Below are 22,096 nucleotides of genomic sequence, written 5' to 3' on the forward strand. Positions count from 1 at the left end.
TTTACTTTTATAATTTTTTTAAGATATACTTATACCTAAAACGAATGTTTTTGGTATTCTTAACGATAAAAAGAAAAGCTCTTTAGAAAGAACTTTTCTCTTTAAAAATCGAATTAGTAAATTTCTAATTCTTCTTTTGTTAACGTCTGAAATTCAAACAGTATTGGGTTGATTCTTTGTTTTATTTCTTCATACTGTACATAGCAATCTTTTAATTGCAGTTTAGTCACTTTCACTTGAGAAAATATTCCTTTTAACAGGAGAACATGCTTTGTTTCTAAATTAAAAATACAAACTGATCCTCGAGGATTTGCTTTCATACAAGAGGCAATTAAATCTTCTTCATCCATACAAAATAGCATTGCATAGGTATCCAGCTTCCGACAGGGTTTCCAAAAGGCTTGAACCTCTGGAAATTTCATCGCATTTGTTGTCATAACAACGACTAGCTCTTTGCATGTAGTTTCTTTTTTTCTTCTGTTTGACATAGTAATCTCTCCTTTTCATTAAGTTAAGATTAATCTATCAAACATCATCTTTTAAAACATCGATTACGCCATTTTATTTTATTTATTTGAACAACTTTATTCGGCATTCTTAATCATTACTATAGCAGCGTTCACATAATGAACAATTGCCTATACCTTATTGAACTTTTTTCCTAACGAAAAAGCCTCATGATTTTTCTCAAGAGACTTCTCGTGCTTTTAAAGTCGGACACTAATCCTATGATTATTATAAACTATTATTAATTTCCACACAAAATTAACGCTAACAAGCTAATTGTATTAGCTTCAGGTAAATTGAATTTTCATTATACCTTATTAATCATTTATAGAGCTCTTACGAACTTAGCTGCGTCTTAATCATTTCTATTAGTTTTTCTAAATCCTTGTGATCCAATAATGATTTAGGTAGTATGAATACCTCCTTATTTGATAATTCAAACAATAAGTAATCACTTGTTTCATGTACATCTTGGAAATCAGACCACTTCCATATCTTTTCATTTATAGGCTCGACAACATACTTAGAAGTTAGTCCTAAATCGGTAAATGATACTTCCCTTGAAACAAAAGCTTGTGAATTATCTGGATTATTTGCCCATTTCTTAGTTTTTAAGTCAGGAAACGTGGTTGCAATATATAAGAAAAAAACTCCTAATACTACATACACTAAAATGATTATGAAATAAGTATAATGCTCAGAAAATAATATCTCCAAAGCTTTACTAACAACAGAGTCTGAATAATTTTGCTTGAATTTGAGATATTGAATTCCTATTGAACTTAACATAAATAATGATGTTAGTATTAAAAATAACGCGGCAAAATAGCTCATATAAATAATTTTTTTACCATTTTTTGTAAATCTTCTCGTAAATATTTTGATTGCTTTGCAATAGTCATCTTTTGACAATTTATATTCAAATGTCAATAAAGTACACCTCTTTTCTTATTAGTATAGTATCAGAAAATATAATAAAGTGAAAGAAAAAAGTAACATTGCCAGGATTTTTAAAGTCCTTTTAATATTACTTTTTTTACTAAATAAAATTTTAAGTCTTTTCAATACAATATAAAAAAATATTATGAATTGAATACTAAATTAACAATCCAAATCGAATCTAATATCAATCTTTGTCAAACATAGCAGCAAAGAATGTGAATAGCGCGACTGCCACTGTTGCAATTTCTCCTATCCCCGTTGCATACGCTCCTGCTACAGCAATAACGCCAGCAACGGTAGCCATAACTAAGCCTGGAGCTAAATCAAATTCTGGTATTGTATAGTCGTTTGCTTTAATACTATCATGGATTTTTTTATATTCAGGCTGTGTTATTTTAATGTCAATAGGACTTAACGGTTTAGGATACATTTCAATTGTTAACTGCATTTTTCCAATAGATGAAGAATCACCAATTTCTTTTTTTATTACAATTTTTGTTCCTACTAGATTATTTCTTACACAAAATCCAGTTTCAATAAACCCTTCTTGTACAGTCGGAGCTAAGCTATTTAAAAGCATTTCAAATTTTTGTTCAGGTGATCCAGCAAAATACTTCTTATACGCATTAATGGATTGCTGAATCGGATTTATATAGATTTCTTTACTTATTTTTCCATCTGAAACTTGAATTGACATTCCAGAATCGTTAATTTCTTTTGTCCATGAAGAACTTGTAGTAATATACACCTCTAAATTCGGTGTATTAATAATTTGCGTAGGAATATCTAAGCTTATACCAATATCCTTAATTGCAAAATTTTCTCCCAACGAGTTTAATAGTTTTTTTGTTTCCAATTGTATATCATTTTCTAATCTACTATTGAATTTTTTTACTCCAAAATCTCTTCCTGATACAGCAACATTATCAATAGGGAATCCTAGATTACTATGTTCATAAAACTGATCAAATGCCCATTCTTTTGGCATCGCAAACCCTAAGTTACCACTAAAACCAGTAGACATATCTGAAACAAAACAGTTAGTTACTGCACCTGAATCTACAGCTTTCTGACATACATTTCTAGTTCCGTAAATACCAACTTTATACATCCCATGTGCATCGATTGCTTCTTTTACTTTATTGATATAAGGAATGACTGTTCCCTGAATGTCACCATCCTGAATATCTACGTCTACGGCAAAATATATTGTAGTTCCGGATGGGAACCCCAATGAAAAGGCTGTTTGTGCTGCTATTGATCCATCATAATTTCCTTGTCCGCTGTTAAAATATGACTCTTCCCATCCGCCATCTTGATAGATAGGAAAAATATTTAATCCTGAATCTGTAATGTTTTTAATTTCGGTTAAGGTCAGATTCTTATCTCGTTTGTTAGCTCCAACGCCTACACTTCCGGTTAAATATCGTCCTACAATCGAGAATCCATTATTCTTAATGACTTGTGCTTGCTGCTTTGTCAGCTGAGTGGCCATATCACATGCTGAAGCTGACCTATTTGTATTACCAGCACTTGAAAGTAATCCCTTGATTACCGTCATATCTGCCACTTTATTATAGGGTGGTAATTTCATAAAGTCTCTAAAAGAATAAACTTCTTCACCTAGAATAGCCGTAAATTTACCATCAAAATTTCCAACCTGATTAAAACCATTTACATATAGTGCCCACTGCAAGATTTTAACAAAGTTTCCACTATTGCTTTCTACCAAAGTTGGTGTTTGAGTAGTAGTACCTGGTCCATAATAACCATTTGCTGTTTCAGGTCCCATACCAAGTTCTGCTTGAAGTGCATAAATCAATGCTTCATTGGTTTCTCTTTGGTAAATACCGTCACATGGAAGGAGACCAAAATACTTGTTATATTTTCTATTTAATTCTTGTTGCATCAAGCGAATATTGACATCGCCTAACAAGGCAAAGGCACTCATATCTAATAATGCTTTCATTAGCATCGCTGTTAAATAGCCATCTGGATTTAAACCTGCCATTTTTTGGAACTCTTGAACAGCTTGTTTAGTGAATTTAGAATAGATACCGTCTAATGCTTCTGTACCACTTACTCCAGGATTGATCCCTTTGCACCAAAATCCACCTTGTAAAATTTTGACAATATTTTTTTTAGGATTTCCACCATCTTTAAATGTAGGCTCTACCTTTTCTTTAAAATATCTTTCCGTTGTGGGTCCAAAATTATCAGACGTCGCTGTGATCCCCATCTCTTGTTGCAACGCTCTTCTTAAAGCATAAATTGTACGCCATCCGGTTTTACCATCTTGGGGTACCATACCAGTTTCAAAAGAATAAGTTTTATTTAACCATTTTTGTGTTTCAAAAACCATTTGATCCATATATATCCTTCTTTCTTATTATAGTTTTTATATTAATGCGCATTAATATAATTTGAGTATAACAAGAACAATATCATCCAACCTGTTGATTCTCTCCCAAAAATCGCCCACAAAAAAAACTTTATCACAAAGGATAAAGTTCTAATTTAATCATTTTGTACTACGAATTTTTATTGGCTACCCAGTAGCCAGATCCACGAACTGGATTAAGCGAAGCAAAGTAAGCTCTTGCAGGATCCCAACTAGGGTTTCCAGAAGGTAACACAAGTCTTTTTCCCATTGATGCATATACTATAGTGCCAGAAATACCGTTACCATTAATAGTAGGGAACATTTGATTATATCCGCCAACTACACCATCATCTAAAAAGGTTTGCCATAGTAAATAATTCCCCGTACCTGCTGTCGGAACAAAATAGTAGCCACTAGTAACCCATCCGCTACCAGAAAAAGGGTTAGATCTATATGAACCTCCTGCTCCTAATTTATAGCCTTGAGTTGGCAGATTCTTTCTTAATAATGGATTAGAATTAGGCTTAGTAAAATCAAAATTTTCAGCTTGTTCATTAATCATCGATTTAGCCTCGGCAACTGTAATAGCTTGCTCATCCTCTTCACTATTGTATTCTTTTACAACTTCATCATTCTTTTCATTTTCAGAAGGAATAATTAAATCTACCTGCCCATGAGCAATTCCTCCATCTGGAAGAATAAGAACATTATCTGTATCATCAAGATCTGAAAAAAGATTTTCAATAATTTCCTCATCATTTTCTGGCTGACTTACAATAGATCGAGATTGTGTTACTGGTTTATATTCTGCTGCATTAGCTTTTTCAGTACTCACCACAGTCAAATATAATACCGGTAATAACAACAAACATAATTTCATTTGTTTCATAATTAGCTCCTCTTATTCATTTTGAAGTATTTCGCACATCTCTTCTTGGTGCTCTTTTAAAAAATCTTTTAATTTTTTATATGTTATTGCGTTAGGGTCTGTATTCGGATTGATTTCAGCTAAAACATTTTTTGTTGAATCATCCTCGGACAGTTTTTCCAAAACTACGCTACTTGTATCACTATCACCACTGATAATCCCACCCCCAGTTGGAGCAACAACCTTATCCGTATCATCAAGTCCAGGATAATAATTTTCTATTTGCTCATCTGTCAAATAACCAAATCTGCCATATATCTCTTCGGCACTCATATTATCTATTGAAACAGTAGCACTATTAGCGTCATGTGTTTGAGTTTCAGAAACTTCTCTGTCTGACGTAATCATAGTAGAAGTTAAGACATTTTTCGCTTCCACATGTTGATTACTTGAAATTAGCTTTCCTGCTGCAAATAAAAAAAATGCGCATGCACCTATTAGTAACAATAATCTTTTCATAAAGCAACCTCGATCTCTTTAGAATTTTTCTGACGATATAACCTTCACTTTACATCTGTTCACATTTTATCACTTCTACATTACATAGTAAACTTTTTTATCTAAAAATTAGAACTTATTTTTCATTATAGTTACAATAAATAAGCAATTGTACTCTAGCTAAAAAATTATTTTTATTCTGAAGGTGTTAGCATTATCAAAATTCAAATAATATTCTTATCTCTAATATTCATTAGAATTAGTTTCCATTAGAAATTAACACTAAAAATCTACTAGAATCAGCTTCAATGTCAATTTACTTTTTAAATGGCGGGATTTTTGCCTCGATAAATGGCGGGCGAGTAAATCCTTTCATTTAGTTAATTTTTAATTAATATATTTTGTGATATATTTAAGCTTATTCTTATTTAGAAAGGTTGAAATGAATGAAAAAAATTTCTACAATTATATTGATCAGTTTTTTGTTACTATCTAACAGTATGGAAGCAATGGCAGAAGAATTTAGTGGTGAAAAAGAACAAACTCAGTTGTCTGCTGAACCGAGTATAGAAACAACTAATTCCACAGAGAATTTTAATGATATACAAGAAATCGAAAAAAATGAAGAGACTAGTGATGATCAGTTTTTGTCAGATCAAGTCAACTACAATGCTGATAATAATTTTTTAAAAAATATAGACAATGCTACTCGTAGCCTAGGCGGAGTAACGGGAAGATGGTTCGTTATCAATGGACAAAACATGTTTTCCAATCCTACAATAAATATTGTTAAAGACAATATTGCCCCCATTTCATTTTCTAAAATAATTTCTCAAAACTCTGGTTCAAGTACAAATTTTTCTGAGACAATTTTATTTTCAGATACCATAGCTATACAGTCTTTACCGGAAGTAGTAGTCCCCACCAACACTACATATTCTATTGAATATTCAGTAGATAAATCAACTTTTGATAGTATACCACCTACTGATATTACTCAATTAAAAGGAATAAAAGTGACATTTTCTAAAATGGCATCCTCAGAACGTGTTGAAATAAAAAATACAGCCACGGTTGTTTGGGAAAATACAAACTCAGGAATAAATGAGTTAGCACAATTCTTTGAAGACGATCGCCTAAATAGTACAGTCTCTTTTGATAGTTATCGTATGGTTACAGCAGTTTATATAGATGAGCTTGGCAATTCTTTAATAGACCCAAAGTTACTATATGGAGAGTTAGGACAAGATTATACTACTTCTGAATTAGAAATTCCCAACTATAAATTAATATCATTTCCTCAAAATGCAACAGGTAAATTTTTAGATGAAGACCAAGTCGTAACTTATATGTACGAAAGAATAGAAGGATCACCTGTTGTTGTTAATTACATTGATACTGAAGGAAATGAGCTAGCTCCAAGTGAAACGTTGACTGGCAAAGTAAGTTTACCATATGAAAACAGTTGTTAAAAATATTTCTGGTTGGACATTAACAGAGATACCAGAGAATGCAAAAGGAATCTTTAGTGAAGAAGCGCAGACCGTTACGTATGTGTATGATCGAGCTGAAGCAAGTCCAGTAACTGTTCAGTATGTTGATACTGAAGGGAATGAATTAGTTCCAAGTGAAGTCTTGACTGGCAAAGTAAGTTTACCATATGAAACAGCTGCTAAAAATATTCCGGGGTGGAAATTAACAGAGATACCAGAGAATGCAAAAGCAACTTTTAGTGAAGAAGCGCAGACCGTTACGTATGTGTATGATCGAGCTGAAGCAAGTCCAGTAACTGTTCAGTATGTTGATACTGAAGGGAACGAATTAGCTTCAAGTGAGGTTTTGACTGGCAAAGTAAATTTACCATATGAAACAAGTGCTAAGAATATTTCAGGTTGGACATTGACAGGGATGCCAGAGAATACCAAAGGAACATTTAGTGAAGAAGCACAGACTGTCACGTATGTGTACAAGAAAGAAAAGGAAACTACAAAAACTCCTAATGACGATAGTTCAGATAAAAATAGAATATCTAAAAACTCAAGTAATGTGTCTACTCAACAAAAAAAAGATGGTTATAAACTACCACTTATGGGAGAAAGAACAACTTCATTAAGTACAGCAGGAGTTATTGGGCTACTATTATTTTCAATTTTTTATTTTTATAAAAGAAAGTCAAATATATAAAAGTACAATCTTAAAATAAACGCTAAGGAGTAACATTCTTAGTGTTTATTTTTATAATCCAAGTCTATGAACGACTATTCTTCCCGAAAAATAGCACAGAGATAAATTATAGCACTCTCTTATTTGGTTTCAGTGTCCAGAAAATGACCATTTTCTGGACACTTCTTTTTTCTGCATTTTCTACCACGATCTTTAGCTATATAGTGTTCAAAAAGCCATAACGAAATCTATGTTCAATTAATCATTAGCATTAAAGATATGGTACAATAAAATAGAGAGGAGCGGATAATTTTGAATATTGGTTATGCACGAGTATCCACTGGATTACAAAATTTGGATCTTCAGGAAGACAGTCTAAAAAAATATGGCTGTGAAAAAATCTTTACGGATCATTTGAGTGGTTCAAAAAGCAAGCGTCCTGGTTTAGAAGCTGCGATTGATTATGCGCGAGCTGGAGACAAAATTGTTGTATGGCGATTAGATCGATTAGGAAGAAATATGGAGGATCTAATTTCTTTAGTGAATCGATTGAATGAACAGGGTGTGAGTTTCCACAGTACACAAGAGAATATCACCATGGATAAATCAAGTTCTACTGGGCAATTGATCTTTCACTTATTTGCAGCATTTGCGGAATTTGAGCGTAATCTCATTTTAGAACGTTCTGCTGCTGGTAGAGCCGCTGCAAGAGCTAGAGGGCGCTTTGGTGGACGACCAGAAAAATTAACGAAACAAGATTTGGAATTATTGAAAACTTTGGTAGATAATGGAACACCAATTAAAGCAATTGCGGATAAGTGGAATATTTCTCGAACAACTGTCTATCGCTATCTAGAGAAGATGGAGAAAGAGTATGAATAACTTTAAACCTTTGAGCTATTTTACAGATAGTCAGCGAGAAATTGCTGAAAATAAGTATAAAATTATTGAGCCTAATATACTGAATGACCATCCTTTATCAATAATATCTTCCGATACTGGTATTCCTTTAAGGACTTTATATAGATGGAAAGAAAAGTATAATGCCAAAGGCTTAAAAGGATTGATTCGGCAGAAAAGATCAGATTTAGGGGATATAAAGGTTGAAAATTATATAAAATCTTTAATCAAGAATTCTCGCTTGAGTAATAGACAAATTAGCATTGCTACAATTCATCGGAAGATCATTTCTCAGTGTGAACAACAAGAGTTAGCAGCTCCTAGCTATCAACAGGTATACAAAATAGTCAAGGAACTCCCAGATTCAATGATTGAATTAGCTCATAATGGTCAGAAACTTTATTCAGAGAAATATGACTTGGTTTATACAAGAGAATCGAAGCGACCAAACGAAATTTGGCAAGCGGATCACACTTTATTAGACATTGAAGTTTTAGACGAAAAAAACAGAATATGTAGACCGTGGCTCTCAATCATTATTGACGACTACAGTAGAGCAGTTGCAGGATATTATATCTCGTTTAAAAATCCGTCAGCAATTAATACAGCACTAATGCTTTACCAGGCTATATGGCGAAAAGAAAATCCCAAATGGCCTGTTTGTGGTATACCTGAAAAATTCTATACTGATCACGGAAGTGATTTTACGTCTAAACAGCTAGAGCAAGTTGCCATTGATTTAAAAATGCAACTTATTTTTTCAAAAATAGGTGTTCCTAGAGGACGTGGTAAAATAGAGCGCTTTTTTCAAAGTGTGAATCAATTACTTTTGGAAAATTTACCTGGATATATTAAAAATCGTAAGTCAGAAACTTTATTAACAATACAAGAACTAGAGCGCAAGCTCGAAGATTTTCTTATTTATAATTACAATCATAGACTTCATACAAGTATTCAAGAAACGCCCGTTAACCTCTGGAACGCCTCAGGTTTCTTACCACAAATGCCTGATACTTTGGAAGACTTGGATCTATTATTACTGCATATATCCAAAGCCCGAAAGGTTCATTCAGATGGTATATATTTTCAAGGATTTAAATATATAAATAGTAACTTATCTGCGTATGTAGGTGAATCTGTTCAAATTCGATATAATCCTAAAGATTTAGCAGAGATTCGAGGATTTTTCCAAAATATGTATCTATGTACAGCTATAGCTCCCAACCTATCAAATCTCACTGTTGATCTAAATGATATCGTAGCTGCTAGAAATAAAAGAAGACGTCAGTTAAAAGAAGAATCTGTAGAAATAAACTCAGTGGCACAGACTGTAATAGAAGATAAAATGTCAGAATCAACTATAAAAAATGAAAAATCTAATAAATCCAAAATAAAGAGGTACTTCAATGACTAATACAAAGCAATTTATTGAAACAAAAGAATATAAAAGGTTTGCTGAGTTTTGTGATGCATGTATTAAGTATAAATATATTGGGATTTGTTACGGTACACCAGGCGTAGGTAAAACTTTATCTTCTCGCCATTATACAAATTGGGACATGATAGGTTCGCAGTTAGATTACCAACTACTTTCACAAGTGGGGAAATATGCCACTAAAGAACTAATAGTGGCCAATAAACTCTTTTATACAGCACCTGCTGAGAAAGGTTCAAAAATAAGTGGCGATATTCGTGATCTGGGCTATAAAATGTCTTATGGCAAATCAATATACCAATCAAAAATAACTGAAAGTGAGATTGAACCTATTCAACTTAGTGAATTCGAAGAAATTGAATTGATTATCATCGATGAAATTGATCGTTTGAAAATACAACATTTAGAACAACTTAGGGACATCTATGATCAGCACAATTTAGCTATGATATTTATTGGAATACCTGGTATAGAGAAAAGGTTATCCCGCTACCCACAACTTTATTCTCGAATCGGATTTTCACATGAGTTTGATAAATTAAGTAAAGACGAAACTCATCATATATTAGAATATAAATGGTCAGAATTAGGTATTCCCATAAAATTAGAAGACTTCTCAGATTACGAAGCAATTACTAGCATTGTAAAAATTACCGGTGGGAATTTCCGTTTAATTCATAGACTGTTTACTCAAATTGATCGAATACTCGAAATAAATCAATTAAAGACTGTTTCTGTAGAAGTTGTGGAAGCAGCACGAGATAGCCTGGTGATTGGGATAAAATAGAACTGGAGTGAGTCAATGAACGTAGCCTATACATCTATGTATAAAAATGAAAAAAAGATTTCATTGTTTAAAAATCAATTAGCTGAATTTGATATACAGAAAATATTTGTCGATCTACCTACTAAAGGCACAAGTAAGAAAGAGTTCCAATTAATGTTGGAATGGGTCCAACCTGGGGATAGAATAATTATTGTAAGTCTAAATCACTTAGGAAAAAATTATCGTGAAATTCGTGATTGAGTAATTTCTATCCACTCTAAAAAAGTACACTTAACAGTTATAAATTCTAATTTTTTAAATTTTGAAACTGACAATACTCAATTTAATAAATTAGGATTCCAACTTTTTGTAGATCTGTTGGAAGAGATACCTCGTATAAAGGAAGAATGGAACAGAGAACGACAATTACTAGGCATTCAGCGGGCCAAAGAAAATGGCGTATATAAAGGGAGACCAACCCTGTACTCTGCCAATTCAAAAAATCTTAAAGCAAGAGCTACTTATTTTCAAGTTAAGGACATGTTGCTAAGTGGCTTTCCAATTACTACTATTGAAAGTATGACAGGTATAACTCGACCGACAATTTATCGAATTAGGCGGGAATTAGAAGAATAACTTGGAAGCTAATTATTAGTTGGCAAATCAACCATAGAATAACTTGTTTATATAAGCAGTAAATTATTCTATGGTTAGTATGCCATTTATCGAGATAAAAAATATGCCATTTAAAAAGAAAAATGACACACCATCTGCATAAACATTTCCGCTAAAAAACAACAATCCACTAAAAAATAAACCTAATATCACTTTCTTCATTTCATCTCTCCTTTTGTATTCAATACATAACTATATAATAATTTAATATTAACATATGGTCAATATTTTTTTCTATTCTTTTTGAACCATTTTATTATTAGACTTAACCAGACTAAAGGTACTTGAGTCAGAGTATGATCATTAACACGTATAATTTACAACAAAAAAGTGATCTCACTGCAGCTGCACAAGATCACTTATGACTATACTCTAATTTTACATAAAAAGGTTAAAATAAAAGGATCATTTTATCCTTACCTGAAGCTTTATAACAATCATGCTATTTAACAAACTCCATTTAGCTCTTTTGGCAATTCATTTACTAATTTTATGCCTAGTATTACAGTGCCTGCTTTCACGTATTCCTTTTCGTGATCTTCTCTTCCAAAAACAGAAGTTATTAAAGCTAAGAAATATTTACCTGTGTAACTCTCGTCAAAATCATATTCCTGAATAAAAAGAAAATCTCCTGACTCAAACTCACGATCATCTACTCTAATTGTGTAAGGTTTATGCCCTGTTTCTTCATCTTCAAAATAATTTAAACCTGATTTCAAACTGTGAACCATTATTTGATTTGGTTTTCTTGTCATATGTGTACCTTCCTTTCCTAAAAAACGTCGTTAACGTTGTCTTTCTAAACGATCAATCTCTCTTTGTAAAATTTCAGCAGAATAGGGGTTCTCAATATTTTTGATATCCTGCTCTAATTGTTCTATCAGTTGATCTTCTGATACTTTTTCAAATTTATTTTTGAACCAATCAATTTTTTTGTTCATTGCTATCTTCCTTTCCTATCCCAAAAACCGTGAATATTGGTTGAGGAGGAAAAAGTTTTTTTGTTATTTTTTCTTATATATAAGGGAGCTGTTTTTGGTGTTATTTAATGGGTGGAAATGCCGAATTCCGTTGCGGTGGGTGGTGTCTTTCGGTATAATAAAATGTGTAGGATAGAAATAAGGATCGAGATTGGGATAAACGGTGGTACAAAAACAGCTCCTTCGGAAATAAGCTGAAATTCACAAAAAATTGAAGAACATTTTTCGTGAATTCCCTCTTATTGCTGTAAAACACAACGAAAAATAAGTTGATGTTGCACAGTACCTACTTGGTTCTCGGAGCTAGACGTTTTCTTCCCAACCTCTGTTCAAGACATATAAATAAAAATTGGCACTTCAATCGTTCGGCGGCAACCTTACGATCGAAGCCTTGTAAAGACAGTACTAGCTGTCCAAACAAGTTGCCAATAGTGCTAGCAACATGTACTAGCTTCTTTATTGTACCTAAAATGGGTTGGGATTTCTAGGGAATCTTTGCTTTTTCTTGGTATGACTAGTTGTTGTGTATATGGTATTAGACTATTGTCGACGGTATTGGGCATCTGCTCAATGCCGTTTTTTTCTGTCCTACGAGTATGTTTGAAGGGAGGGACGTTTTAAGAATCGATGAAAAACTGGATAAAACAAAAAGGCACTTCACCGTTTGGCGGCAACCGAACGATGAAGCCTTGCATAGACATCTACTAGCTATCTATACAAGTTGCCAATTTGCTAGCACCGAAGCACTAGCTTCTTTATTGTACCTAATTTTCTTTTGAAATTCTAGTTGGTTTTGTTAATTTCTTGGGATTAAGGGTGGTTTAGGAGTGAATTGTGGGGTTGGTTTGGCTGATTGATGGCGATATTGACAGGTTCGGTATCGTTTTTTGTTTTACTCTGGGAGAAGGCGTTATGAATACAGCAAGGCTTTGAAAGTCGTTTGTAGCGCTGGGTTATGGGTTTGCCTCGTCAATGTGCAGATAGAACGGTCACTGAATCCAGAAATTTAGTGAAAAAATTGGTGGGAGAAGTTGGATTTGGGCTTGGGTTTCGTTTGGCGCTTATCGGCTTTTCTCCGCCTTATTTGAAGGAGATCAGGAGAATGGATAAACAAGGACAGAATTTAAAGGCGGTTACGTATCAGGATATCGTTGAGTTGCGGGATTTTATGGAGAAGATGGCTTCTTGGCAGGAGCCTTTGGCGATTTTGGATCATTTTTTTCAGTTTCGGTCTGGGCCGATTAATAAGAAACGGATTGTGAAGGAGTATTATGCGCGGGCGCAGATGTTTCATGCTTTTTATGAGGATTATAATCGGTTGATTGAGTTGGGGGATGAATTGGTGATGGAAATGGTTAGGGCTGAGAAGGTTGAGACTGGGTTTGAGGTTAGGAAAATGGATTTGGAGTAGATTGCGTATGTTATAAAGAGGATGGAGATGATCCATCCTCTGAAAAGTTATTTTTGTTTGATGAAATCGTAAGTTTCTAATGGAACAGCTTTTTCTAACGTCATTTCCATACTTACGATGTTGGTATCTTTTCCATTCTTATCTTGTTTGATTAATTCCTTTGCTGTTTCGAGCTTCGGAAAAGCTCTTCCTAGATAAATAAATTCAGGATCACCAACAGATTCTTTTTGAACGAAAACATGAATTGCTAAGTTTGTTTCTTTGTAATTCATTATTTCCACAACTTCTCCACTAGATAAAGTTAATTTCGGACGTGTATACCATAATAACGTATGTTGATCGATTAACTCGTCTTCATATTTTACATCGTTTGAGATCGTGTCACCTTTATGGTAGTTTACGAAAATTGGACAAGTATCATATTTGATTCGATAACCATACATTGTGCTAGTTTCGTTATTTTCCCAGTTTAGTAAACGGCAAACATCTTTACGCCCATAAACTTCATTATATGTTAATGGTTCACTTAATACATAACGCTTACTACGTTCAAAAGATGTCTTAATGATGTCTTCTACACATTCAGCAAACCATTTATTTTGCTGAAGATTCTTTTGAAATGATTTTTCTAGAGAAAATGTACCATTAGAATAAATTACAATTGGAGTATTACCATATTTTTCTCTTTCCTTTTGAGTAAAGAAGTCTAACGATAAAATACGTTCTACAGATTTTATTGTTTGTTCATCGTAAATATAATTTTGCTCTTTTAAATACGACTGATAATTTTCAGTTGATACTTTTTCCTTATCGATTAACATTAATAAAAGCAATAATTCATGATTTCTTTTGCCATTCAAAAGTTCATTGGATAAAAATGTTAAGACTTTTGTTTCTTGATTATTTAATGCTAGGGTCTCTTCATTTAGCCAGTTTAAAAACGCAGGATAATTTTCTTTATATTTCGTAATAATGACTGGATCAACTGATTGTTGTTCAATAAAATCAATTAATTTCGGCATACGACCTAATCGGTTTTTCAAATTTTGATAGGCTTCTCGATAGTTTTTTGCATTGTTCAATTTAGATGATTCAATTGATTGGAAAATCCTATTTTTAGTAATTTCGTCAAACATGATTGTCGACATTCCTTGAAGGTATTTTGTTGCCATCGTTTTTTTACGTAGATTATTTTTGTTCAAGGAATTATCTTCTGTTAAAGCGATTGGAATCAAATAGTTATTGTCATAGTTCCCAATAAAATCGATGATTGTCACAAAATCTTTATTCTTAGCTTTCCTTAATCCACGACCTAATTGTTGCGTGAAAATGATACTAGATTCTGTTTTGCGTAACATTACAACTTGATTGACGCTTGGAATATCAATTCCTTCATTAAAAATATCAACTGTGATAATGTAGTCAAGTTTTCCAGCTTCTAATTGAGCAATTACTCGATCACGTTCGTCAATCTTATGATCACCAGTTAATGCTTTAGTGTGGAATCCATGATTATTAAATAGTTGTTCTAGTTCATGCGCTTCTTTTTTCGTTCCGCAAAAGATAAGTCCACGAACTTTATCACCGCAATGACCGTAATAATCGATTTTTTCTATTATATAATTGATTCGCTTGTCACTAACTAGTTGATTAAAAGAGGATTTATCATCAATTGTTTTTCCATCAACTTGTATATCCGTAATACCAAAATAGTGAAACGGGCACAGCATGTTTTCTTTTAACGCTTCTTGTAATCTAATTTCATATGCTACATTGTAATCGAACATTTCGTAGATATTATATCCGTCTGTTCTTTCTGGTGTCGCCGTCATGCCTAGAAGAAAATTGGGTTCAAAATAGTCGATTACTTTTTGATAGGTTTTTGCTCCTGCATGATGAACTTCGTCGATTAGAATATAATCGAATGTATCTTTAGCAAAATTTTGTAGAGCTTCATCTTTTGATAATGTTTGGATTGTCGCGAATATATATTTTTCATTGGTGACTTTACTGTTACCAGATAAGATACCAAACTTCGCTCCATCTTCTCCTAGTATTTTGATGAATTGATCTTTCGCTTTCTTTAAGATTTGTTCCTGATGAACAATAAAAAGAAATTTCTCTGGTTGATACGCCTTAACATCGAACGCTGATAAATACGTTTTCCCTGTTCCTGTTGCAGAAACCACCATTGCTTTTGGTTTTTCTAAGTCACGCATTTTTTGAATTTCTATTAAAGCTTTCTTTTGCATCTCGTTTGGCGTAATCTGTTTCGTTGCGTACTCAACTTCATCTACTATGGACTTTGGATCTATTTGCGTTGATGGTTCTTCCATCGTATCAACTTTTTGAACATTCAAAATTGGTTTGTAGCCCATTTGATATTTAGTAATCCAAGAATTAGATAAGGGTTCTGACTCTTCCCACATATGCTCAAAATTCTGTTTCATCGCTTGAATTAGGTCACCATTTGAAAGTGAATTTAGCTTTAAATTCCATTCACAATTTACTTTTAATGCTTTGATGGTTAGATTGGAACTTCCCAAAATCATGGTTTCATAGTCATCATGCTTAAATGAATAGCCTTTTGCATGGAAACCATCCATTTCTGTAATTCGGACATCTACGTTTTTTAGCTTTAAAAGTTCTTTAAACATTTTTGGTGAATTAAAATAGAGATAATTTGAGGTAATGATTCTTCCACGAATATTTTTTTTAGCTAAATCAGAAAGAACTGTTTTAATTGCGAGCAATCCACTTTCAGTGATAAACGCTACTGCAAAGAAGAATTCTGTACATGTTGCTAGTTCATCTACTAAATCATTTAGAACCATTCTGCCCATTTCATCCGGATTTACAAGTAGTTTTGCTTTGTAAAGCTCGTTTGACTCTTTTGATTGATCAATAAAACTATGTTCAAGTGCTGATTGGAAATTCTCTAGAAGAGGATTCATGTTTATGCTCCTTTTACTAAGGCATCAATTGTTGGGATATCAGCTGATGCCCACTCTAAAGTACTTAATTCGGAAATCGGTAACCATTTTATGCTTTCATGTTCTGTTAGTTTTGGTTCGCCTTCTATTAATTCACAGAAGAAGGTTGTTAGTTCCACGATGCCAAAATCGTATTCGTAACTTGCTGTAATAATTTTATTTTTGATTGAAACCTTGCATAGAAGTTCTTCTTTGATTTCGCGTTCTAACGCTTGTTGAGGAGTTTCATTTTGTTCAATTTTTCCTCCCGGGAATTCCCATAAACCTGCTAGGGATTTTTCTTTATCTCTTTGGGCGCAGAGGATTTTTCCATTTTTTTCTATTACAGCTCCAACTACTTTAATTTGTTTTTTCATGATATCTGTCATCCTTTTTAAAAAATTATATACTCAATTTATTATACCCGTTTTATTAAATTTGTGTAGTTAAGTACAATATTTTTATTAATATATAAATAATACCAAAATAATATTGACTATACAGAAAGAAAGCGTTAACATATAGTTAAAAAGGAATGATTTTAATGGCAATTATGAATGCTTATTGTAATAATACTAACCAAAATATGAGTATTGAACAAATTGAACAACATCCAAACTATAATACTATAAAGGAAGAATTAATTTGTCCAAATCATAACATCATTAATTGCAATGCTAGACTTACATTTGCAAAAGGAACTATTCGAGCTTCACATCTTAGATTACACATTGGAGATTCCCATTCAGAAAATTGTGAATTTTTTACAACGGCAAGTGATAAGATAATCTATATTCCCTCTTCTGAAGAACTTTCAGTTACTTTAACAGAAAAACAGTTAGAGGAAAGATCGAAAGATCATATTAATGATTTATTAAACCCTAAACCAACTAGTCCATCCACTAAGCCAAAACCCAGAAAAAAAACTAAAACTAATGAAAAGGGAACTATACCAATAAGTAGAGGTGTTGTAGATAAAAATGGTACTTCTCAAACTATTGAAGAGTTAGAAGAAATCGGAGTAAAAGTTACACCTCCCAGAATTCCAAGAAGAACTTTAAATCAAATTGAAAACATACATAATGAAGCTTTTCTTAACATAGCTGGAAGTGCTGATTCGGCTAACGAAAAATTAGAATTTAGTATATCTTACGACGGAGGTAAAGCTACGTTATTTTTCACAGAAGCTTTTTTTGAAAGCACTCCAATTGACAATGATCAATTACGGAATAATTTACAAATTTTAGCTGATTATGTTAATTTACCTATCAAAAACCGTTTTGAAATACTCATTTGTTCATTAAGCGATGTCAAAACCAAAAAAGACAATAAAAAGGAGATACTTTGTTCCGAATACGCTTCATTAACAATCGGAATAAAAGGATACCGTAATAAAGCTGTCAATCTTCCAACTTTCGTCGCACTCGCTTCTAGAGGAAATTTAAACAATTAGAATTCCACTAAATTTAAATAAGTATATTTTTCATAAAAAACCAGTTTTAATTTCTCATAAACTGGTTTTTGCAATTTATTTTCGCTTCATTTACAGATAACTTTTTCAGAAACATGAAAATCTTCATGTTAAACTACAATTTTTTAGTATTTTGTAGTATAATAAAATAGAAAAGAGAGATATGCGCTAACATACCTCTCTTGTGTAGACCGTTTAAGACGGCGACTTAGTTTAATTACTTATAAAAAATAACCGAACTAGCCAAAGTTGACGGTTATTTTTTTTTGTCGTTTTTAAGCATATCTACAACCAATTTAATCAAAGCAATGGTAAACATACCAAAGCTTAGAATCAATTGAATTGTTTCTAATGCGGACAAAAGGCTTCTCCTTTTGCTGAGAAACACAGTGAATGATTTTATGAACCGATGTTGAACAGTACAAGGCGACTATTAGGAGCGTTGTCTCTTCTGTAATTTCAGTACATACAATCATATGCACCACCTCCTAAAGAGCGCCACCGTCATAACTTTCTACATTGATTAGTATATCATAATTAACTTTGTTTCTTTCACTTTTTTAGTACCTTTTAATTGAAAATCCGTACTTTCGTTTTATCCTTTTTGACAATTTTATCGCAGAATACTTTAAGCATAAAAGTTGGTGAAATTTTCACTTTTTATGAAAAAACCATTCCAACGGCTCTTATTTTCTTTTAACTTCAGAGATTTCTGTTTTCTTTTTGTCAAGTTGCAAGATCGCTTCATTGTATGAACTTCTTAGTTCTCTTAAAAACGTGAGGATTGTTACTTGCTGTATCTGCAAATATAGTTACAAGTATTGCAAATCATATTAAAGGTGAAATCAAGCATGGAATTATTGTAAGAGTTAGAAATTGGTGTATTTCTTCCATTTCAAATCAATAAAAATAATGGATGGGTGCTATAGCACCCATCCATTCAATATTTCTAAGATGGCTATGATTATTAAAACAAATTTATAATACTTTAGTAACTCACTACTATTTTTTTGAGGAAAAAATCTGTCTAAAAAAAGTGATAGAAGGGCTATTACAAGTACAATCGTTGACATAATAATCTTCCTCTCTGCGAGATAATTATTCTAACAAAAAGATATAAATATGTACATGTCTTTTTACAAACTTTACTTGAATTTTATTCTATACATTCTTCATTGCTATCCTTTATAGACGAAGAGTCAAAAACCATAAAGTTATTGACCCTTATTTCTTTTAATCTCCTAGTCTTTTATCCGAAAACGATTACCATATGGAAATAAATAACTTCTATTCATAAATATAAAAATAAGTACACTTATAATAAATCAAACAGATAAAAAATCGTTATATAGCTTATCCCTACTGCAATCATAACTATCAAAATCAATCGAATAATACTATGCTTCTTATAATATGTAGAAATACTCTCTTCCTCAATTTCAATTGTTACATCGCAACCTACTACAGATAATACTTTTCTAAGCTTATGCTTATTGTAGAACATAATAATAGATCTAAAAATAAGCAAACAGCCAAACGTTATCAGTAAATAAATTGTACGTTTATCTATTTCAGAAGTAACTTCAAACTCTTGAAAAATAGTCGATATGATTGTAAACTGGTCTTCCAATCAACATCGATAGAACAACACTAGCCATAATACCCTATTCTTTTTGAGCATTGGATACCAGTTTATTCAATATTCTTTTATCTATCTCAACTGTTCTAAAAAGATAAAACGATTCATCTTTTTAAAAATGATCCATTGTTTGTTTTTGTTGCTCAAATACTTCTGTCACTTTTTTACCGAATTGTCCTTTTACCGACTCTTGAAATGAGCTTCCTGTCGTCCCTATCATCGCAGCTGCGTCTTTTAGTTCGGTTTCTCCTTTTGTTTTTATTGATTCTTTATCTTTGTTTTTTTGTTCATTCGTGCTTTTCCCAAGCCCTTTTATTGCGAGTCGTTGACTCTCTTTTCGGAATGCTTTTTCTCGTTCTTTTCGTTCTTTTTCATCTTTTACCAACAACTTTTTCCTCCTATTTTGTTAATTCTTGACGTTTCTTTCGATAAAATTGTTCGACTTCTTCTTGTTGCAGTATAAGCTCTTTGCGCTCCTGTGCTAATTCTTCTAAATAATGGTCTTCATTTCGCTGTAATTCTCGTTGAGTTTCCATTATCGACTCCATAGAAGTGCTTCTTTTCCCTAGTATCTGACGTACTTGAAAAAAGATTTCTTGGGTGTAATCCTGTCCTTTTCGCATATATCGTTTCACTGTATCTTCTTGTTCTTCTAATTCTGCCCTATTTCTTTGATAATCTCTTAGTAATTCTTCTTCTGCTTTCATTTTTTCTCCTATTATTTACGACACAAGTCCTTTTAATTGTTTTGCTAATTCTTGGTCCCGTTGTACTAATTCGGTCATCTTACCTCTTATTTCTTTTGCTAATTGATTGAATTTTTCATCCATTTTTTTGGCTTTATTTATTTTTTCTTTGTACTCATTCACGGGTTCTGTCACAATCCTTTGTTCTGTACAACCACCTTCTGCTAGGGCAGATTTGATTTCTCCTTCAGATAAATCAGTCCCAATCGATCGAGCATCTGTTAACGTTTCTGTCCATAATTTTTCTGCGTTTTGTATGCCTGTTTGATACACGATCACAACTGATAACATCGCGGTTTTAAATTCTGAGGAAGCATGGCTCACAACCGCTAAGGCTTGACTATCATCTAAATAAATTTGTTCACCAGACGACAGCCCCCCACCACTTGCCGTGAATTTCTTCTTTAATTGTTCTAAGTTCTTCACTTGCTCACGCATAATCAACAGATTATACGCATGTTTGGCTTGTTGGAATTGTACTAACGATTCCTTCGTTACTTGTAGATTTCCGTTCTTAAACTGATACCCACCCCACATATGTTGGTCAATCATTCCTTTTTTCTTTGAATCAATAAAAATAAGCATTCCTACATGTGACAATTTAATGTTCCAATCTGTATGTCTATAGCCAATAGGCACAATATCTTTTTCATCTACGAAATTAAAGATACGGTCTTTTAACTGAGCTACTCGTTTTCGTTGCTTTTCTGTCATCATACAATACGCATTCGGCCCTTGATAAAGAAAGGCACCATTCACTCGGTCTAACTTCTCTTGTGAATCCAATGCGCCTAAAGCATACTGGGCATTTGAAGAAGCTTGAGAATGACCATATACATCAAAGCGAGCATTGGAATATTTGTCCATCGCATTATTTAACGTTTTAGCAGAAGATTTCATTTGTTTGGTCGGATCGAATATAGTATTCGGTTTTTTATAACTTTTCTCGATATTATTTAAGATTTGCTTGTTGTTGTCCCACCAATCCCGCTTCACTTCTCCAGCTTGACTGCCTATTTGCTCTGGACTTGTAGAGCCTTGATACAGCACCGTTACGTTATTCACTTCAGACGGTTTTTGTATTTTGGGATTGCCGTCAGTGATAATAAAAGCTTGTTCTCCTGTTTTTTTATCGTTCACTACTTTTGATACATAGCCTATTGTTGTTTTTCCATCATCGATAGTTACTTTCGTATTAACTTTTAAATCTTTATACTCTCGTTCTGCAATTTCTACTCTTTGTTCATCTGTAAAATTAGGCATATTTGCCCCTCCTTAATTTCCTAACATATCACTTAATTGTTCCGATAAATCCAATCCACCATTTTTCAGTATGCCTGTTCGTTTATTCAAATAATAACTAACTAATAACTCTTTATCATTATTAATAATCACATCAAACATAATAGATCCCATAGGATTGTGTTCTATACTTTCATAATCTATTTTATATGATTTGATTATTCCCTCTGATGTTAAAGCTTTTGAATCCAAGTTTTTTAACCCTATTTCTATTTCCTTTTTTGCTTGACCACTCTTTACTACATTTATCATTTCATCATTGAATCGTTTGTTGTCCATATACACTTTTCCTCCTATGCCTATAGCAATCAATAAAAATATTCCTAAAATCGAATAAAGCGTCCTTGTTTTGATTTTTTTTACCTCAGAGAGCGCGTGTTCATTCTCCTTTTTATCATTTTTCATCTAAGACACCTCAAAATTATTTTATTAAGTAAT

23 protein-coding genes are annotated in these 22,096 nt (G+C 32.7%); 8 read left to right on the forward strand and 15 right to left on the reverse strand.

The genetic code is table 11. The features are described 5' to 3' along the window. Positions 1–113: 113 nt before the first annotated feature. The 5 genes from AC1PU0_RS11205 to AC1PU0_RS11225 all read right to left on the reverse strand — a co-directional run bounded on the left by AC1PU0_RS11205 (position 114) and on the right by AC1PU0_RS11225 (position 5,219). On the reverse strand, positions 114–488 hold the full coding sequence (locus tag AC1PU0_RS11205; RefSeq protein WP_206848142.1) for a hypothetical protein: 375 nt from the start codon (positions 486–488) through the stop codon (positions 114–116). Between the two features lie 355 nt (positions 489–843). Next, positions 844–1,437 carry a YcxB family protein gene (locus AC1PU0_RS11210; protein ID WP_206848141.1) on the reverse strand — a complete coding sequence of 198 codons (594 nt, stop codon included), beginning with the start codon at positions 1,435–1,437 and terminating at the stop codon, positions 844–846. A 196-nt stretch (positions 1,438–1,633) separates the two neighbouring features. Then, positions 1,634–3,820 carry a glycoside hydrolase domain-containing protein gene (locus AC1PU0_RS11215; RefSeq protein ID WP_206848140.1) on the reverse strand — a complete coding sequence of 729 codons (2,187 nt, stop codon included), beginning with the start codon at positions 3,818–3,820 and terminating at the stop codon, positions 1,634–1,636. A gap of 160 nt (positions 3,821–3,980) precedes the next feature. Beyond that, on the reverse strand, positions 3,981–4,721 hold the full coding sequence (locus tag AC1PU0_RS11220; RefSeq protein WP_206848139.1) for a hypothetical protein: 741 nt from the start codon (positions 4,719–4,721) through the stop codon (positions 3,981–3,983). A gap of 12 nt (positions 4,722–4,733) precedes the next feature. Continuing rightward, entirely contained in the window at positions 4,734–5,219 is a 486-nt protein-coding gene (locus AC1PU0_RS11225; protein WP_206848138.1) for a hypothetical protein, read from the reverse strand. A 425-nt stretch (positions 5,220–5,644) separates the two neighbouring features. Between AC1PU0_RS11225 and AC1PU0_RS11230 the strand changes: the two genes are divergently transcribed. The 6 genes from AC1PU0_RS11230 to AC1PU0_RS11255 all read left to right on the forward strand — a co-directional run bounded on the left by AC1PU0_RS11230 (position 5,645) and on the right by AC1PU0_RS11255 (position 10,723). Beyond that, positions 5,645–6,670 (forward strand): MucBP domain-containing protein, encoded by a 1,026-nt coding sequence (locus AC1PU0_RS11230; protein WP_479998336.1) that lies wholly within the window; start codon positions 5,645–5,647, stop codon positions 6,668–6,670. Continuing rightward, positions 6,654–7,382 (forward strand): MucBP domain-containing protein, encoded by a 729-nt coding sequence (locus tag AC1PU0_RS11235; RefSeq protein ID WP_206848135.1) that lies wholly within the window; start codon positions 6,654–6,656, stop codon positions 7,380–7,382. The genes AC1PU0_RS11230 and AC1PU0_RS11235 overlap by 17 nt, the downstream gene beginning before the upstream one ends. 291 nt (positions 7,383–7,673) lie before the next feature. Continuing rightward, positions 7,674–8,243: a recombinase family protein gene (locus AC1PU0_RS11240; protein WP_206848134.1), complete on the forward strand. Its 570-nt coding sequence runs from the start codon at positions 7,674–7,676 to the stop codon at positions 8,241–8,243. Continuing rightward, complete coding sequence (locus AC1PU0_RS11245) at positions 8,236–9,675, forward strand: Mu transposase C-terminal domain-containing protein (protein ID WP_206848133.1); 1,440 nt, start codon at positions 8,236–8,238, stop codon at positions 9,673–9,675. Before AC1PU0_RS11240 ends, AC1PU0_RS11245 begins: the two co-directional genes overlap by 8 nt. After that, positions 9,668–10,483 (forward strand): AAA family ATPase, encoded by an 816-nt coding sequence (locus AC1PU0_RS11250; protein ID WP_206848132.1) that lies wholly within the window; start codon positions 9,668–9,670, stop codon positions 10,481–10,483. Before AC1PU0_RS11245 ends, AC1PU0_RS11250 begins: the two co-directional genes overlap by 8 nt. A gap of 15 nt (positions 10,484–10,498) precedes the next feature. After that, positions 10,499–10,723, forward strand: coding sequence for a recombinase family protein (locus AC1PU0_RS11255; protein WP_206848131.1), 225 nt, complete (start codon positions 10,499–10,501; stop codon positions 10,721–10,723). A 438-nt stretch (positions 10,724–11,161) separates the two neighbouring features. Here AC1PU0_RS11255 and AC1PU0_RS11260 read toward each other — a convergent pair whose 3' ends face one another. The 3 genes from AC1PU0_RS11260 to AC1PU0_RS11270 form a co-directional block, all read right to left on the reverse strand. Then, on the reverse strand, positions 11,162–11,299 hold the full coding sequence (locus tag AC1PU0_RS11260) for a hypothetical protein (protein WP_206848128.1): 138 nt from the start codon (positions 11,297–11,299) through the stop codon (positions 11,162–11,164). Positions 11,300–11,583: 284 nt separating this feature from the next. Continuing rightward, a complete protein-coding gene (locus AC1PU0_RS11265; RefSeq protein WP_206848127.1) occupies positions 11,584–11,892 on the reverse strand; it encodes a DUF3850 domain-containing protein in 309 nt (102 codons plus the stop codon). 30 nt (positions 11,893–11,922) lie between these two features. Beyond that, on the reverse strand, positions 11,923–12,078 hold the full coding sequence (locus tag AC1PU0_RS11270; protein ID WP_206848126.1) for a hypothetical protein: 156 nt from the start codon (positions 12,076–12,078) through the stop codon (positions 11,923–11,925). A gap of 994 nt (positions 12,079–13,072) precedes the next feature. Between AC1PU0_RS11270 and AC1PU0_RS11275 the strand changes: the two genes are divergently transcribed. After that, positions 13,073–13,528: a hypothetical protein gene (locus tag AC1PU0_RS11275; RefSeq protein WP_479998339.1), complete on the forward strand. Its 456-nt coding sequence runs from the start codon at positions 13,073–13,075 to the stop codon at positions 13,526–13,528. A gap of 47 nt (positions 13,529–13,575) precedes the next feature. Here the strand turns inward: AC1PU0_RS11275 and AC1PU0_RS11280 are convergent, their stop codons facing one another. Beyond that, the gene (locus AC1PU0_RS11280) at positions 13,576–16,482 is read right to left on the reverse strand and encodes a DEAD/DEAH box helicase (RefSeq protein ID WP_479998341.1); all 2,907 of its coding nucleotides are present in this window, start codon (positions 16,480–16,482) and stop codon (positions 13,576–13,578) included. A 2-nt stretch (positions 16,483–16,484) separates the two neighbouring features. Continuing rightward, on the reverse strand, positions 16,485–16,877 hold the full coding sequence (locus tag AC1PU0_RS11285; protein WP_479998342.1) for a (deoxy)nucleoside triphosphate pyrophosphohydrolase: 393 nt from the start codon (positions 16,875–16,877) through the stop codon (positions 16,485–16,487). Positions 16,878–17,044: 167 nt separating this feature from the next. Here AC1PU0_RS11285 and AC1PU0_RS11290 point away from each other — a divergent pair, with 167 nt between their 5' ends. Beyond that, complete coding sequence (locus AC1PU0_RS11290) at positions 17,045–17,953, forward strand: hypothetical protein (RefSeq protein ID WP_479998344.1); 909 nt, start codon at positions 17,045–17,047, stop codon at positions 17,951–17,953. A gap of 274 nt (positions 17,954–18,227) precedes the next feature. Here the strand turns inward: AC1PU0_RS11290 and AC1PU0_RS11295 are convergent, their stop codons facing one another. The 5 genes from AC1PU0_RS11295 to AC1PU0_RS11315 all read right to left on the reverse strand — a co-directional run bounded on the left by AC1PU0_RS11295 (position 18,228) and on the right by AC1PU0_RS11315 (position 22,063). Then, positions 18,228–18,359: a putative holin-like toxin gene (locus AC1PU0_RS11295; protein ID WP_479998346.1), complete on the reverse strand. Its 132-nt coding sequence runs from the start codon at positions 18,357–18,359 to the stop codon at positions 18,228–18,230. Positions 18,360–19,722: 1,363 nt separating this feature from the next. Beyond that, positions 19,723–19,995, reverse strand: a complete 273-nt coding sequence (locus AC1PU0_RS11300) for a hypothetical protein (protein WP_242596459.1) — start codon at positions 19,993–19,995, stop codon at positions 19,723–19,725. A gap of 13 nt (positions 19,996–20,008) precedes the next feature. After that, positions 20,009–20,317, reverse strand: a complete 309-nt coding sequence (locus AC1PU0_RS11305; protein ID WP_111247328.1) for a hypothetical protein — start codon at positions 20,315–20,317, stop codon at positions 20,009–20,011. A gap of 15 nt (positions 20,318–20,332) precedes the next feature. Then, positions 20,333–21,619: a hypothetical protein gene (locus AC1PU0_RS11310; RefSeq protein WP_479998348.1), complete on the reverse strand. Its 1,287-nt coding sequence runs from the start codon at positions 21,617–21,619 to the stop codon at positions 20,333–20,335. Between the two features lie 12 nt (positions 21,620–21,631). Then, positions 21,632–22,063, reverse strand: coding sequence for a DUF1310 family protein (locus tag AC1PU0_RS11315; protein WP_111246980.1), 432 nt, complete (start codon positions 22,061–22,063; stop codon positions 21,632–21,634). Positions 22,064–22,096 lie beyond the last annotated feature (33 nt).

The sequence above is a fragment of the Enterococcus sp. XAF26B05_ASV22 genome (genome assembly GCF_056727285.1).